Consider the following 14,214-nt stretch of genomic DNA (forward strand, 5'->3'; position numbering starts at 1 on the left):
TTAATCCTGTTGCGTTTCAGTAGACTCGCGCCCCTTAGTTCTCCTTGGCTGACGAGTTTTTCTTTCGCTAGAGCTAGAATTCTCTACCGGACGTATTGTCACTTTCCGCTGTATGCCTTCTCCTGAACTTATGGTTTCAACGCCTTCAAACTCGCTGAGAGTTGAATGGATAACTCGCCGGTCACCAGCTGGCATAGGTTCTAGGGCAATTTCTTCGTCATTATTTCGCACCCGTTGAGCAGTACGTTCTGCTAAAATCCGCAATTCTCGGTAGCGTCGATCTCGATACTTTTCGACGTCAATTATTACACCGACGGACCGATCATTATTATTATTGATGATCATATTCACAACCATTTGAAGAGCTCGTAATGTTTCACCTTTTTTACCTATAATCAGGCCAGCATCCTCCCCTTGGATGTCGATGATTGCACGCTCTTCCGGCTGTTTCCCTGAATTACGGATGGTTGGAGAAACTTCGACATTAAGCAATGACAATATTTCCCGTACCGTATGTATCGCATCACTTGCGACCCCATCGGTTTCAGTGATTAGTTGTACGCGAACCTTTGCCGGTTCAGAGCCAATACCTAAAATACCGGCTCTACCATTACTAATTACGTCGACCTCTATTTCGTCTCGGCCTACGCCGAGCTCGAGAGTCGCGAGCTCTATCGCTTCTTCCACTGTCTTCGCTGAGCGGATTAGGCTCTGGTCCTCCATTGCCTTCCTCCTTATCTTGTATATATCCCCCAAGCGTTGGACCTAGCTTTGGAGATGAATTTCCTTCGGATGCAGTTGACTGAGGTATCAATCCTCCCCAGCCTGTTACGAAATACTGCATAACTATTCCAATTAGAGTAGATGCTACCCAATAAATCACCAGCCCGAGAGGGAAAAATAAACTGAACATCCCAAACATGACGGGGAACATAAATAGCATCATTCGCTGCGTACTTTGTTGTGCAGGGTCAGATGTGGAAACTTGGCTCATTTTTTGCTGCACGTACATACTTAAGCCAGAAAGCCCTACAAGAATGAAACCTAAAGTACTCCCTGCGCGCATTGGCTCGAGCGCGAGGTCCATTCCAAGGAACGCACGATTAACAGGTACTACTGAATCCAGTAAAGGTAACCAAGAATATAATTTCCCAGATAGGCCAGCCAAATTCTCTGGAGTAAACGGTAGTACACCATTAATTGCCCAAAAAAGCCCTATAAATATAGGCATTTGAATTACTAAGGGGCCTAAACACCCAACAGGATTAACACCTGTTTCTTTGTAAACTTTCATGGTCTCTTGGCCACGAAGCTGGGGGTTAGATTTGTATTTTTCGTTGATTTCCTTGATCCGAGGCTGAAGGCTTTGCATGCGTTTCATTTGACGTAACTGACGGACAACTAAGGGATAGGTAAGTGCCCGAACGATTACGGTGAAAGCAATAATTGCTATGCCTAAATTTGCGCCTAGTAGTACGTAGAGGCCCAATAGACTGTTCGTCATGGGTTTGGTAATTAATTCATTCCAAATCAGGCCCAAAAATTCCATAACTTACCTTACATCCTCTAAGTTGCGAGCCCATGCAAGCTGCCTTGTTTCCATATCAATTGCGGTAATAGTTTCATCGATAGAATGTAGAAAGACTAAATTCTCGCTTGATGTTAATGGCGAGCGGACGCTGTCGCCAACGCGGCGGTCCCACAAGCGCGAGCCACTTACAGCATCGAGGACAACCATCATTCCTGCATCTGTTGCATATACTAGTTTGTCTTCATATAAAACAGGGGCGGCAAGTATAGGATCAATTTGAGGTTCATCAGGGTATACCCATCGAATACGACCCGTGCCTACATCGTAAGCATAAATATTCCCATCCATATTGGGAATGTAGAACGTATTTCCATCAGTAATACTTCCTGCCCAAAACCAATTTTCCCCTGCGAATAATTTTTTAGATGAGCCTGTGAGAAGGTCTATCTCATAAAAATACTGGTCAAAGGTGCCCAAATACAGGTTATTACCTAGTATGGTCGGCGGCGATACAACAGCTCCTCCAAGTTTGGTTGGCGATACCCAATTTGTGGAGCAATCCGCAATAGAGATTGAATGTACGTAATGGTTCAAATCTCCGAAATAAGCTACGCCATTCGCGGCGATTGGGGTCGTCCATAATTGTCCAATAGGATCTTCGTTTCTTGCGGGGTATCTGCAAATTTCGGAGAGTGTTTGAGAATCGAGAACGTAGAGTCTGCCTTCATTTGCATCTTCCGCAGCAGCTACCACTAAGCGGTTCTCGTGCACAATTACCGAGCCTGCAATGCCCTTCGTCAGATCATTACCTCCTATTTCAAAACTTCGCATGTCTCTGAGATCGGTACGATTGAGAGATACTACAAGGCCGTTGTAAGTGCCAAAGTAAATGCGGTCTTCGTTTATCGTGGGAGTTCCGTATATTGCAGGGAAGCCTTGGTTCTGCTTGGTCTGAGGTGCTTCAAAGGGCGCAATTCTTGCAATTCCGCCCTCAACGGATAATTGAATTAGCTTACCATCCTTAGTCCCAATATAAGTTGTGTCGTTGGAGACAGCTACACCAGACCAGCTTTGGGTTGCAGCGTTACGATTCTGACCTGTGCAACCTACGAGTATAGGTACAGCGATCAAGATAAGAAGCACACCAAAAAATAAGCGCCCCAAATTAAATTTACGAAAAATGCTCAGACTCAAATATGTTTCCTCAATTAACTGTAGGCATGATTATGATGCATGCCTGATTCATTACAAATGAAAATGATTAGATCGAGAGCCTCTATCAGGCACTGGGTCGTAACCATGATTTCCAAACGGATTACAGCGTACTACACGTTTTATTCCGATCCAACTTCCAACCCAAACACCATATTCCAGGATGGCCTGTTTAGTGTACTCAGAGCATGACGGAGTGTAGCGGCATTGACTTGGCCAATAGGGAGAAAGGATTTTTTGGTATAAGGTTATCAGTGACAGTAAGAACGTTTGCATGTCCCTATCTTAATTTAGAAGTCGTAGTTTCGCGACCATCTGCATGAAGCAATTCTAATTTATTGCACAAATGCCAAGTTGCGTTTAACAATTCGGCGTGAGTGGCATTTAAAGCCGATTTTCTTGCGATAAACAGGATATCTCGTTCCTCGCGCAATGGAATCCTGCTAATTACATCTCTCAAAATTCTTTTAATACGGTTTCGGTTTACTGCCAATGGCGATGTTCGTTTGCTTACAATGAAGCCATACCTAGAGTGTTTCAAGCCATTTGGTACAGTTCTAACTACAAGAAATGTGTTTGAGCGAGACTTGCCCTGATCACGAAGGTTCTCGAAGTCACTTTTTAAACGCAACCGCTGCTCACGCCCGATGCGTTGAATGGACATAACGAATCTCGCCTATACGGTCAGCTTATGGCGGCCCTTTAAGCGGCGCGCACTAAGAACTCTGCGACCACCAGGAGTGTGCATGCGGTGCATGAACCCGTGGCGTCGTTGACGACGTCTTTTTTTTGGTTGCCAAGTACGCTTGGGCATAAGAGTCTCCAAAAGGATTTTTAACCCGTCAATTTTACTTTTGAGTAAGGAGAGTGTCAAATATGCGAGAGGATAAATTTACGGCAAAGTCTATTTTGGGGAATTATTTTCATGCCAGCTAAGAGAAAATTACGTGCAGACGAATTGCTAATCAGTAATGGACTCCTCGTTTCAAAAGAAAGTGCTAGAGCCTCGATATTAGCGGGAGAGGTTTTTTCGCATAAAGGAAGAATAGAAAAACCCGGGCAATTCTTACCGGTAGATACCCCAGTCTGGATAAAAGCAAAGAGAAAGTTTGTAAGTAGAGGCGGTGAAAAAATTGAAGGTGCTTTGCAAGACTTTGGTATAGAAGTTACCGGAGTGAAGTTTTTGGATATAGGCGCATCCACAGGTGGATTTACTGATTGTTTATTACAGTATGGTGCTTCACAGTCGTATGCATTGGATGTGGGCCGTGCTCAATTAGCAGAGAAATTACGCCATGATCCGAGAGTTTGGTACAAAGAGGGAGTCAATGCTAGATATCCCTTTGATCTCCCCGAGGAGGTAGATTTAATAGTTGCCGACGTATCGTTCATATCGTTGAAGTTAGTTCTATTACCTTCTTTGGAGCATTTGAGATTAAATGGACAAATCTTAAGTTTAATAAAACCTCAATTTGAAGCTTCCAAAAGCAAAGTAGGGAATCGCGGTATTATCAAAGATCCTAAGGTTCATGCGAGTGTTTTGGGAGAATTTTGTCTTTGGGCTATCGAAAATGGCTTAAAGGTTTTAGGCGTCCGCCCTTCGGTCATCAAAGGTGGAAATGGAAATCAGGAATTTTTTGCCCTATTCAGAAAAATAAAAAGATAAGGCATAGGTGACAATGAGATTACTTGGTTTTTTTTCGGATAGAATGTTATATGTCATGATGGAGGATTAGTTTTATTTATATGCTAGCCAGCAACCATGAATCTGACGGACCACGGGAGGCGTGTGGCGTCGCTGGGGTTTACCTTCCCAGCTTGTCTGGATATGAAGCAGCAAGCGTAGCATTCCATGCGCTTTTTGCACTCCAGCATCGTGGTCAAGAAAGCGCAGGAATTGCTGCATCGGATGGCCGAAATATACGTAACTTTACTAACGAAGGATTAGTTTCCAATGCTTTCCGCCAGGAGGATATTGAGAGGCTTCCTGGTCATATTGCAATTGGTCACACTCGCTATTCAACAACAGGATCAAGCAGCTTGCTAAATGCTCAACCTATTGTTTCTAAGAGCTCAAGCGTTGAATTAGCCTTAGCTCATAACGGGAACGTGATAAATGCTGCAGCTGTTAGGGAACGCCTAGAGATTGAGCATGGCGTCCAGTGTGCCACTGGTACCGATTCTGAAGTTATTGCGCATTTGCTCGCATGGGCTCCTGGCAATGATTGGTCTCAGAAAATTGCGCATTTAATGAAAACTTTAGAGGGAGCTTATTCACTGACGGTATCTACTGCTGACAGTCTTCTTGGAATAAGAGATCCACATGGCTTGCGCCCATTGGCTTTAGGCAAGTACCAGTCTGGAGGATGGGTCATTGCTTCAGAATCTTGCGCGTTTGACCATGTAGGAGCTCAATTTTTACGAGAGATAGAACCTGGTGAAGCAATATTAATTGACCGAGATGGATTGAAAAGCTTTGCATCTCCTGTACCAGAGGCGAAGAAGGCACACTGCGTATTCGAGCATATCTATTTTGCGCGGCCAGATTCAATTTTAGACGGAGTTTTGACCCATAGCTCACGGACACGTATGGGGCAAGAATTAGCTAGAGAGCATCCTGTAGATGCTGATCTCGTGATCGGTGTTCCCGATTCTGCTAATTCTGCAGCCGTGGGATACGCACAGGAATCAGGAATCCCATTTAGTTACGGCCTTATAAAGAATAGGTACGTCGGGAGAACATTTATTGAGCCTGACCAAAGATTTAGAGAACTTGGGGTTAGGAACAAATTTAATCCACTCCCTGAGGTTTTATCAGGTAAAAAAATTATTGTTGTGGATGACAGTATAGTGAGAGGCACTACCACCCCGCCTATCGTTGCTTTGCTTAGAAGAGCTGGCGCAGTTGAAGTTCATATGAGGGTATGTGCACCCCCAATTACTAATCCTTGCTTCTTCGGGGTTGACATGGCTACAAAGGACGAGCTTATTGCATCTGATCGTTCCGTTGAAGAGATCCGAGAATTTATCGGGGCTGATTCTTTAGGGTATTTGAGTTTAGATGGTCTACATCTGGCTATTAATAATGACCGTTCTTCCGAAGGATTTTGTAATGCCTGCTTTACAGGGAACTACCCAATTCCAGTACAATTGCAGTTGGACAAACTTTCATTAGAACGATCTATCCCAACCCTTTCTTCAAAAGAAAACAAGGCTAATCATTGAAATACTAGTGATTAGTAAATTAATTGAAGTAAAAAACTATGCCTAGTGTAGATATAGTAATTCCTGTATTAAATGAAGAACATTCGCTACCCAGATGTTTAGATATGCTTATGGATTTTTTAGGCGAGAATTTGGATTACAACTGGCGTGTAGTAGTTGCTGACAATGGTTCAACTGATCGTACTTTTGCTGTTGCGCAGCAATACCAGAATATGCATCCTAACGAAATAGGTGTTATCTACTTAAGCGAAAGAGGTAGAGGCCGGGCTTTGAAAAAAGCTTGGATGGAAAGCGATGCCCAGGTCGTTTCGTATATGGATGTAGACTTATCTACTGACCTCGAATCATTTCCTCAGTTGATTGAAGCTATCTTAGAAGAAAAGAAGCATCTTGCATGGGGCTCAAGGCTATCACGGGATTCAATGACCCGCCGTTCTTTGAGTAGGGAATTTATTTCACGGTCCTACAACCTTTTAATTCGTATGATTATGGGGACTCGCTTCAGGGATGCGCAGTGTGGCTTCAAGGCTTTAAGCGTTGAAACTGCGAGAGCTATAATTCCCCAAATTAAAGACAATGAATGGTTTTTCGATACTGAATTATTGATTATCGCCGAAAAAAATGGACTAAAAAGTAAAGAAATTCCAGTCAGATGGACTGAGGATCCAGATTCGCGGGTTAAGGTTTTTCGCACGGCATTGCAAGACATTAAAGGTCTTATGCGACTTCGGTTCGGCGGAATACCTAACGTTTTTGTGCCAGATTAGTTATGCTTTTATATGATGAATTTCAATTCTAGAAACCCCTTATTTGAAGTAAAACCTTCTGTAATTACCGGTGATACGGCCGATGTGTATTTGCACAGAACGCAGAGAATTATGCGTAATGAAGGAATGAACCCTAATGTGTTAATGGAATTTGCAGCTACTGAGCATGCAATTATGTGTGGGGCGTTAGAGGTAAAAGCGATTCTTAGCAAAGTGACTTCTGAGGGAAATCGAGAGATATGGGCATTAGAAGAAGGGTTAAGTGTGAGTCCTAGTGAGGTTTGCCTTCAGGTTCGTGCTCCCTATTCGTCTTTTGGATTATATGAAACGGCAATTTGTGGAACGCTAGCGCATCAAACGGGATGGGCTACTGCTGCAAGGAGATTAACTGATGCTGCTAAAGGAATTCCTGTAATTTCGGTTGGTGCACATAATGTTCATCCTTCGGTAGCTGCAGTAATGGATTATGCTGCAGTTGTTGGAGGATGCGCCTCTGGTTCAACCGCACTTGGAGCAAAACTTGCTAATACTCCCCCTGTTGCAACGGTTTCTGGTGCTCTTGTTCAATTAATGGGAGACCCTCTAAAAGCAGTTCTGGCATTTGACAAGGCTTTTCCGCCTGATGTCCAAAGAGTGGCTTATGTAGACCCTCGCAAGGACATAATTGATCAAGTTATTTCGGTGGCGGCTGGTACCAAAGACCATTTAAACAGCGTTAGAATATCGCGAGCTCCTGGTGGAAGGTTAGTCGATGCTTCGGATATACATTTAGTGCGGCAAAGGCTTGATGAAATAGATGCTAATCATGTTCAAATAGTCTTAAGTGGCAGATTATCTCCCGAACGAATTATGGATCTAGTGGAAAATAACGCACCTGTAGATATTCTTCATGACACGAGCTATATCGCTTCATCGTCGCCAGTTCCGTTTTCTCCAAACATCAGATCAATAAGCGATAAAGAAGTTCCACAAGAATTGGATCCAATGCCACCTAATCCAAGATTACTGAGATTACTTTAATTTCCGACTATGTAGGTTCCTAGTTCGAAGTTATTTTTAATTGCAACTGCTGATGCACTAGTAACGGGCTTCTCAAATGCAGCATATGAGCCACCGTCAATAATATAGCGAGCTGCAGTTTCAGCTGAATCAGCATCATAGATACTAGTGTGTTCTGTATTAATTTCGTCTGCTTCGTACGTGGCTAAATATTGGGATTGCCCTGCTTTGAGCTCTACTTCTTTTATGATTAGTGCATCACGCCTAACAATGGCTAGCCATCCAGAATCACCTTGGCTTGGGACAGCGGCAACTATTCGAGGGGTACTGTATTCATCCTTTTCATAATCTAAGGTCATTAAGGAAAGTGCAATTGCATCGCGTATTGGAACTCCTGAGTGAATTTTTTCTACAATTGGGTCAGTATGTGTTCCATTTGTTGCTACTGCCCATCCAGAAGCTATTCGGATAGCGTTATATGCAATATAGGGATTTCGGTGAATATCATTTTCAAACCCTTCACGAGGAATTACTGAGATGATGCCATTATTAGTTACAGCTTTTCTGTTGGGGAATGATCTACTGGACACTCTATATAAAGCTGAATTGTGACCGTCCTTCGTTTTACCTAAAGCTACAATTCTTCCTACGTACATTAAATTCACTCCAGTGACAAATTTGGATTTGCATCCATATCGAGGCCATGCGTTTCACCATTCATTAGCCTGTAATATGCAACGGTAGCAATCATTGAGCCATTATCCGTGCAAAGCTTAGGTGAAGGTATCAGTACTGGAGCAGAACTCCTCTCTTTACAAGCGATTCTAAGCGGCGTATTTGCTGAAACACCGCCTCCTAAAATTAAACCTTTGGCATGGTATTTTGCCACTGCTTCTGCAGCCTTATACGAAATAACGTCTACTACTGATTCTTGGAATGCTGCTGCAATTTCGGATACTTTTTGAAGATCGTAAGTATCTTCTGAGTATGGATAGATGAGAGAATCTTGAGCTTTATGCAAGACCGCAGTTTTTAGCCCTGAAAAGCTGAAATCATAAGAACCTTTGAGCCATGCGCGAGGGAATTTGAATGTAGGGACTACATTCTCTGAAATTTTTTGAATGGCTGGACCTCCAGGAAAGCCTAGATTGAGAACACGCGCAGCTTTATCAAAAGCTTCTCCCGAAGCATCATCCCTTGTTCTGCCAAGGAATTCATATTTCCCATGGCCTTCCATCAAAATTAAATCTGTATGCGCCCCTGAGGCTATTAGAACGATTAGAGGGAAGCCTGGGTCGATTGCAGGGTCAGAATATTCGAGCCATGCGGCATAAGTATGGCCTTCTAGATGGTGAATTCCAATTAATGGCAGGTCGCGTGAATATGCGATAGATTTTGCCATATTGATTCCTACCATCAAAGCTCCTATGAGCCCTGGACCGCGTGTCACGGCGACTGCATCAATATCATCGAGAGTGATCTCTGCTTGATCAAGAGCTTTTTGAATCACTGGGGATATTTCAAGCAAATGCTGCCTGGAGGCGACCTCAGGCACAATACCCCCATACCTAGCATGGATTTCTACTTGTGAAGATATTACGTCTGAGAGGGCTTTATGCCCGTTCTCAACGACTGCCGCAGCTGTTTCATCACAAGAACTTTCAATTCCTAGAATTAACATACATTCCGCATCCAACTATTTACTATATATGCTACCATCGTAGGGTATGTGTGCGGTATGCGTTGCAATGATGCAAAGTCGTAAAAAGGAAATCTATGTTTGATGAAATTGGCGTCGTCAGCGCTTTTTTGTTGGCGGCGTTTTTGTTACTCTCTGCTTTTTTTTCAGGCTCCGAAGCGGCGCTATTATCCGTGCAACGTGTAAGGCTGGCTCATTTAATAAATCTGAAAATTCCGGGAGCAACTAGAGTTGCAAGATTAATCGAGCATCCTGAGAAATTATTACCTCCTATTTTGCTGGGTAATAATCTTGTGAATACGGGCGCTGCGGCTATTGCAACAAGTATTGCGATTACGTTGATTGAAGATGAAAGTATGGCAGTTTTAATAGCCACAGCTTCAGTCACCATTGCGCTACTTATTTTTGGTGAAACAGTACCTAAGACCATTGCAACGAAACATCCTGAAAGGTTCTCGATAATAGTCGCTGCACCTGTGCAAGCACTGGCTTACGTTTTACGCCCAATCTCTTATTTATTGCAGCTAATAAGCACGGCTACGGCTTCGATATTTGGGAGTAATTCTTCGGTTGGTGAAATAACTGAAGAGGAAATAAAGGCGATCGTTCAAGTAGGCAGTGATCGTGGTGCTGTAGAACAAGGTGAGGCAGACATAATCAGAAGAGTTCTTGAATTTGGTGATCGTAAGGTGAATGAACTTATGACACCTAGGCCCGAAATTATAACTGTATTAGAGGGGACAACAGTTACTGATTTTTTCAAGATATATAACGATAATTACCATACAAGATTTCCTGTAATAAGGGATAACCTTGATGATGTCATTGGCTTCATCGCTGTCAAAGATGTAATGAGGCAGCTTTCTAAAGGTACTAGTTATGATTCCTCTACTACTTCTTCAGTACGCTCAGTGCGCTTCGTTCCCGAAACGAAACGGGTACAAGAATTGTTTGACGAAATGCGAGCTTCTGGAGATCAGATGGTGATGGTTGTGGATGAGTTTGGCGGTATCGCAGGATTGGTAACTTTGAAAAGGTTAGTTGAGGGGATGGTAGGGAGAGTTGGAGACAAAGAAGAAAACCAAGCGGATACGGCTATTAACCCGTTAGACGAGAATACCGTCGAATTAGACGCTGGCCTTTCAATTAGTGAGGCAAACGAACGATTAGGATTAGGTTTACCTGCTGGAGAGTATGAAACAGTGGCAGGGTTTTTATTGGAACAATTGGGGAGAATTCCTACTCTGGACGTAGTCGTTGTGCATAAAAATTTCAGATGTGCAATTGTTGAAATGAAAGGAGCGAGAATTTCGCGGGTTAGATTAACACGAGTGGTTTCGGAGAATGGATAAACCATTAGGTCCTGTTAATAAACTAGTCGCAATGAAAATTCGTGCTTCTATCCTCAAATACAGTGAAAAATTAGAAGATAAAAAAATGATATTAGCAGTGTCGGGTGGACCAGATTCATTGGCAATGCTATTAGCTGCGCAAAATGTGGGACTCAATATTAAAAAAAAATTTATTGTAGCTAATTTCTCACATGGCCTTCGTCCTAAGGAGGACGAATCAGAGCGGATCTTGGTTAAAAATATAGCCGAAAATTTCGGATTTAGTTTTACCTCAGGATCAGGTGAAGTCCTAGCCAATGAAGCTTCTGCGAGAGAAGCGCGATACAATTTTTTAGGTAAAGTCGCGCTGGAAAATGATGCAAGTGCGATTCTTACCGCCCATACAAGGAATGATCAAGCAGAAACGGTATTACTCAGGCTTATTCGCGGCACTGGACTTAAGGGAATTCGTTCAATCCGTGAGATTTCTAGTCGAAAAATATATGGCAATGAAATTTATTTACTTCGGCCAATGCTTGAAGTGACTAGGGACCAGACGGAAGCAATTTGCAATGAATTTAATATTCAGCCTGCTCGGGACAAGTCGAATGAGTCATTACGTTATTCTAGGAATAGAGTTCGATTAAAGGTTATTCCTGAGCTCATTAAAGTAAATAGCCAGGCCCAATCTGCCTTAGCTTCTTTTGCGGAACGTGCTGCCAGCGACAATCAATTATTGGAGGACCTTGCGCTTGAAGCAGTGGCTGGTTTTGAATCCAGACACAAATTTTCTATTGAATGGGATAAGAAGCAATTGAGGCAAATACCGGAGCCTTTACTTGTTCGTATTCTTGAGAATTCCTGGCGGCAATTAACCGAGGACGGTTCAACTCTCGGGTCAAAAAAACTACAGCAAATGACGAGAGTTATCCATAGTTCCGGGGAAGTTTATTTAGGCAAGGCAGGGAAATTGCAAACAACTGAAACAAATAAAGTGATTATGAAAATCACAAAGCCGTAAAGCTTACTGGGGCTCCTCTTTTGATGGATCGGGGTCGTTATTAGAGTAGGGAAGTGCTTTTCTCAAATTCGACAAAATTGCGTTCTCTAAAGGGTTTGCAGTACTAGTACCTCCAAACGTTGAATTAGGAGAAATTGAAATGCCTGAATCATCGGCGAGAATATTTTTTCGAGCGATTGAATTGGTTGCAAAATAATCACTATAAAAATTTAAAAGGAATTGATGAGCAGCTAATTCAGACTCTTTAGTTTGCAAGGATTGGCTAATGGCTTGCTGCATTGAATAAAGAATTAGCTCATTCTTAGCGTCAGGTATTGCCCATCCCGAAAATAAATAAATTCCAGCAAGAGTCGGTAGGCCTCCGAGTATTATAGTAATCGCCATTACATCAAGTAATAGCCAACTAAGCGCACTTAATGAAACTCCTGCTAGCATAAGTGCAAAGCTTTGCAATAGCTTTGCGTTAGATTTTGTAACTTTAACTACATCAATACTTGTAATTTGCTGAATAGGGACCGCTGTTGAAGTGACAGATTCTGAAGTTCTACCTAACTTGAGGACGCGTAAATTCGTTAGGAGAATTGAATCAATCCCTGCTTCATCAGGGTAATCGATTGTTCCTTTAATCGAATCAATGCCGAACCTAAATTCTTCGGTTTCGAGTAGGAGGGGATGATTAAATGCTTCCGAGTTTGAAGGGTTCATATACTGGCACCTCTTGAAATTCCCTGGAGATAATACTTATTGGCGGAAATTTATTCGCCTGAATACCTCTGCGTATTTTACATTATGCCCATCTTTGTTAGCTTTGCTCGCAGCGTCTTCGGCACGTCGTTTAGCGAATTGTTCTATTTTTTGAAGATCTGATGATAATTGACTTACATGCGCTGCAAGTCCTTGAATTTTTTGATTAATAGTTGCGCCAATATCTACCATGTCTGTAGGGTTTTCTGTTCCCCAAAGAAGAGCGCAGCTAGTCTTATGAGTATTAAGGCCATTTTGGGAATGTGAAGGAAAATGCAAGAAATCTCTGGCAAATGGGAAACATGCATCTAATGCAATCTGCCCTGAGATACGATGATCGCGGTGACTGTGTGACAAATGCCTTATTGGGTCCATAGCCATTACTATTTCTGGTTGCCAGCGACGTATCTGTTCAACCACGAGCCCTAAAAACTCATTGTTATCTGCTAATTCTCCATCACCATATTCTAGAAAATGAACTTCCTCCACCCCTAATATAGTTGCAGCATTTATTTGCTCTACGCGTCTTATGGCGGCTAATTTTTCACTTGTCATATTAATGTCAGAAGATCCTTTATCGCCATTGGTGCAGATTACATAAAGGATGTGCGCGCCTTCATTGACCCATTTTGCGACAGTACCTCCAACCCCAGATTCACCATCATCTGGATGTGGGATAACAAGCATGGCACGTTTAGGTGTCTCAATAATATTCATTGGTCTCATGTTATTCTGCTATGATCCCGCTGTCATTTGGTTTCTTGGATTGTTGGAGATTAATTTCTATGAGCAACTCTTTGAGTTTGGCTACGTTTACCTTAGATAAACTTCCCCAATTAGCTGATTTAAAGTTAGGGTTTCCAGCTTCAAAGAGAGAGCAAAATTTTCTGATGCGCCAATTGGCCCAGCCTAATATCGATCCAGAGCGAGACTGTTTTTTCGTCCTAGATGGGTCATTACCTGTCGGGTATTTTCTGCTAATTCAGGAGACGCTATTATCGAGAGGAGTACTAGAATATAGCGTTATTGATGTTCCTGAACGAAATAGGATAACTCGATTTTTATTGGATGCCGCATCAAAAATAGCAGCGGACTCCGATCTTAAAATACTTCACGTAGACGTTCCGGAATCGAGTCAATATTTGGAAAATTTTAATGCAAACCCTCAATGGGAGCATATTCGAACACACCTGCACTTGGTTACCAATGTTAGAGAATTCCCTGAGATAGAGATTCCAGGGAATTTAAATTTGAGAATCGCTAATAAAGAAGATGCAGCCGTGGTTACTTCTATTCAGAATCAAGCATTTCAAGGTAGCTGGGGGTATTGCCCCAATACCGTGGCAGAGATTGAATACAGGATTTTTGATCTACCTGAGTACAAACCTGACAGAGTATTAATTCTGGAACAAAATACAGAGGCAGTAGGCTATTGCTGGACACACGTAGACTCAATAAAGAATTCTGGAATTATAGGTATGATAGGCGTGATTCCTTCCTATCAAGGCAACGGATTTGGGAAAATACTTTTATCTTCGGGGTTAAGCCACTTACAAGCATCAGGTTTGGATTGCTTTGAAATAACTGTGGATAGTGAAAACCCATCTGCAATTCACGTATATCAAAAAGCAGGATTTACTTTAGATTGGAAATCATTTTGGTATGAGCGTAAACCAGGCGGGTAA

Annotated in this window: 17 protein-coding genes; 7 read left to right on the top strand and 10 right to left on the bottom strand. The window is 42.5% G+C overall.

Features of this window, described 5'->3' with window-relative positions:
* Genes MK127_01430 through rpmH form a run of 6 tightly spaced genes read right to left on the bottom strand, consistent with a single transcriptional unit; the run spans window position 1 to window position 3,557 of the window.
* Window positions 1-687, bottom strand: coding sequence for a Jag N-terminal domain-containing protein (locus tag MK127_01430; GenBank protein ID MCH2531463.1), 687 nt, complete (start codon window positions 685-687; stop codon window positions 1-3).
* Entirely contained in the window at window positions 614-1,549 is a 936-nt protein-coding gene (locus MK127_01435; GenBank protein MCH2531464.1) for a YidC/Oxa1 family membrane protein insertase, read from the bottom strand. Before MK127_01435 ends, MK127_01430 begins: the two co-directional genes overlap by 74 nt.
* A 3-nt stretch (window positions 1,550-1,552) precedes the next feature.
* A complete protein-coding gene (locus MK127_01440) occupies window positions 1,553-2,725 on the bottom strand; it encodes a PQQ-binding-like beta-propeller repeat protein (protein MCH2531465.1) in 1,173 nt (390 codons plus the stop codon).
* Window positions 2,726-2,776: 51 nt separating this feature from the next.
* Window positions 2,777-3,019, bottom strand: coding sequence for a membrane protein insertion efficiency factor YidD (yidD, locus tag MK127_01445; protein ID MCH2531466.1), 243 nt, complete (start codon window positions 3,017-3,019; stop codon window positions 2,777-2,779).
* Between the two features lie 4 nt (window positions 3,020-3,023).
* Window positions 3,024-3,407, bottom strand: coding sequence for a ribonuclease P protein component (gene rnpA / locus MK127_01450; protein MCH2531467.1), 384 nt, complete (start codon window positions 3,405-3,407; stop codon window positions 3,024-3,026).
* Window positions 3,408-3,419: 12 nt separating this feature from the next.
* Window positions 3,420-3,557, bottom strand: coding sequence for a 50S ribosomal protein L34 (gene rpmH, locus MK127_01455; GenBank protein MCH2531468.1), 138 nt, complete (start codon window positions 3,555-3,557; stop codon window positions 3,420-3,422).
* Window positions 3,558-3,668: 111 nt separating this feature from the next.
* On the opposite strand from rpmH, the gene MK127_01460 reads away from it, so the two are divergent.
* From MK127_01460 to MK127_01475, 4 genes are all read left to right on the top strand, one after another.
* Window positions 3,669-4,409, top strand: a complete 741-nt coding sequence (locus tag MK127_01460; protein MCH2531469.1) for a TlyA family RNA methyltransferase — start codon at window positions 3,669-3,671, stop codon at window positions 4,407-4,409.
* 80 nt (window positions 4,410-4,489) lie between these two features.
* Window positions 4,490-5,968 (top strand): amidophosphoribosyltransferase, encoded by a 1,479-nt coding sequence (gene purF / locus MK127_01465; GenBank protein ID MCH2531470.1) that lies wholly within the window; start codon window positions 4,490-4,492, stop codon window positions 5,966-5,968.
* Window positions 5,969-6,006: 38 nt separating this feature from the next.
* Window positions 6,007-6,735: a glycosyltransferase family 2 protein gene (locus MK127_01470; protein MCH2531471.1), complete on the top strand. Its 729-nt coding sequence runs from the start codon at window positions 6,007-6,009 to the stop codon at window positions 6,733-6,735.
* 15 nt (window positions 6,736-6,750) lie between these two features.
* On the top strand, window positions 6,751-7,755 hold the full coding sequence (locus MK127_01475) for a nicotinate phosphoribosyltransferase (GenBank protein MCH2531472.1): 1,005 nt from the start codon (window positions 6,751-6,753) through the stop codon (window positions 7,753-7,755).
* Here the strand turns inward: MK127_01475 and MK127_01480 are convergent.
* Both MK127_01480 and tsaD read right to left on the bottom strand, forming a co-directional pair.
* Window positions 7,752-8,390, bottom strand: coding sequence for an IMP cyclohydrolase (locus MK127_01480; protein ID MCH2531473.1), 639 nt, complete (start codon window positions 8,388-8,390; stop codon window positions 7,752-7,754). The genes MK127_01475 and MK127_01480 overlap by 4 nt on opposite strands.
* A 5-nt stretch (window positions 8,391-8,395) precedes the next feature.
* Window positions 8,396-9,415 (bottom strand): tRNA (adenosine(37)-N6)-threonylcarbamoyltransferase complex transferase subunit TsaD, encoded by a 1,020-nt coding sequence (tsaD, locus tag MK127_01485; GenBank protein MCH2531474.1) that lies wholly within the window; start codon window positions 9,413-9,415, stop codon window positions 8,396-8,398.
* Window positions 9,416-9,510: 95 nt separating this feature from the next.
* Between tsaD and MK127_01490 the strand changes: the two genes are divergently transcribed.
* Together MK127_01490 and tilS are read left to right on the top strand one after the other, a co-directional pair.
* Window positions 9,511-10,785, top strand: coding sequence for a hemolysin family protein (locus MK127_01490; GenBank protein ID MCH2531475.1), 1,275 nt, complete (start codon window positions 9,511-9,513; stop codon window positions 10,783-10,785).
* Window positions 10,778-11,785, top strand: a complete 1,008-nt coding sequence (gene tilS, locus MK127_01495) for a tRNA lysidine(34) synthetase TilS (protein MCH2531476.1) — start codon at window positions 10,778-10,780, stop codon at window positions 11,783-11,785. Before MK127_01490 ends, tilS begins: the two co-directional genes overlap by 8 nt.
* A gap of 3 nt (window positions 11,786-11,788) precedes the next feature.
* Here the strand turns inward: tilS and MK127_01500 are convergent, their stop codons facing one another.
* On the bottom strand, window positions 11,789-12,490 hold the full coding sequence (locus MK127_01500; GenBank protein MCH2531477.1) for a hypothetical protein: 702 nt from the start codon (window positions 12,488-12,490) through the stop codon (window positions 11,789-11,791).
* A 36-nt stretch (window positions 12,491-12,526) separates the two neighbouring features.
* Window positions 12,527-13,246, bottom strand: coding sequence for a PIG-L family deacetylase (locus MK127_01505; GenBank protein MCH2531478.1), 720 nt, complete (start codon window positions 13,244-13,246; stop codon window positions 12,527-12,529).
* A 68-nt stretch (window positions 13,247-13,314) separates the two neighbouring features.
* Between MK127_01505 and MK127_01510 the strand changes: the two genes are divergently transcribed.
* A complete protein-coding gene (locus MK127_01510) occupies window positions 13,315-14,214 on the top strand; it encodes a GNAT family N-acetyltransferase (protein MCH2531479.1) in 900 nt (299 codons plus the stop codon).

Source organism: Dehalococcoidia bacterium, from assembly GCA_022449765.1.
Lineage (GTDB): Bacteria > Chloroflexota > Dehalococcoidia > Lucifugimonadales > Australimonadaceae > UBA2963.

Bases quoted from the DNA above. Each gene is read 5' to 3' on its own strand.
- MK127_01435 (MCH2531464.1), bottom strand. From the start codon at position 1,549: ATGGAATTTTTGGGCCTGATTTGGAATGAATTAATTACCAAACCCATG.
- yidD (MCH2531466.1), bottom strand. From the start codon at position 3,019: ATGCAAACGTTCTTACTGTCACTGATAACCTTATACCAAAAAATCCTT.
- rnpA (MCH2531467.1), bottom strand. From the start codon at position 3,407: ATGTCCATTCAACGCATCGGGCGTGAGCAGCGGTTGCGTTTAAAAAGT.
- rpmH (MCH2531468.1), bottom strand. From the start codon at position 3,557: ATGCCCAAGCGTACTTGGCAACCAAAAAAAAGACGTCGTCAACGACGC.
- MK127_01460 (MCH2531469.1), top strand. From the start codon at position 3,669: ATGCCAGCTAAGAGAAAATTACGTGCAGACGAATTGCTAATCAGTAAT.
- purF (MCH2531470.1), top strand. From the start codon at position 4,490: ATGCTAGCCAGCAACCATGAATCTGACGGACCACGGGAGGCGTGTGGC.
- MK127_01470 (MCH2531471.1), top strand. From the start codon at position 6,007: ATGCCTAGTGTAGATATAGTAATTCCTGTATTAAATGAAGAACATTCG.
- MK127_01475 (MCH2531472.1), top strand. From the start codon at position 6,751: ATGAATTTCAATTCTAGAAACCCCTTATTTGAAGTAAAACCTTCTGTA.
- MK127_01480 (MCH2531473.1), bottom strand. From the start codon at position 8,390: ATGTACGTAGGAAGAATTGTAGCTTTAGGTAAAACGAAGGACGGTCAC.
- tsaD (MCH2531474.1), bottom strand. From the start codon at position 9,415: ATGTTAATTCTAGGAATTGAAAGTTCTTGTGATGAAACAGCTGCGGCA.
- MK127_01490 (MCH2531475.1), top strand. From the start codon at position 9,511: ATGTTTGATGAAATTGGCGTCGTCAGCGCTTTTTTGTTGGCGGCGTTT.
- tilS (MCH2531476.1), top strand. From the start codon at position 10,778: ATGGATAAACCATTAGGTCCTGTTAATAAACTAGTCGCAATGAAAATT.
- MK127_01500 (MCH2531477.1), bottom strand. From the start codon at position 12,490: ATGAACCCTTCAAACTCGGAAGCATTTAATCATCCCCTCCTACTCGAA.
- MK127_01505 (MCH2531478.1), bottom strand. From the start codon at position 13,246: ATGAATATTATTGAGACACCTAAACGTGCCATGCTTGTTATCCCACAT.
- MK127_01510 (MCH2531479.1), top strand. From the start codon at position 13,315: ATGAGCAACTCTTTGAGTTTGGCTACGTTTACCTTAGATAAACTTCCC.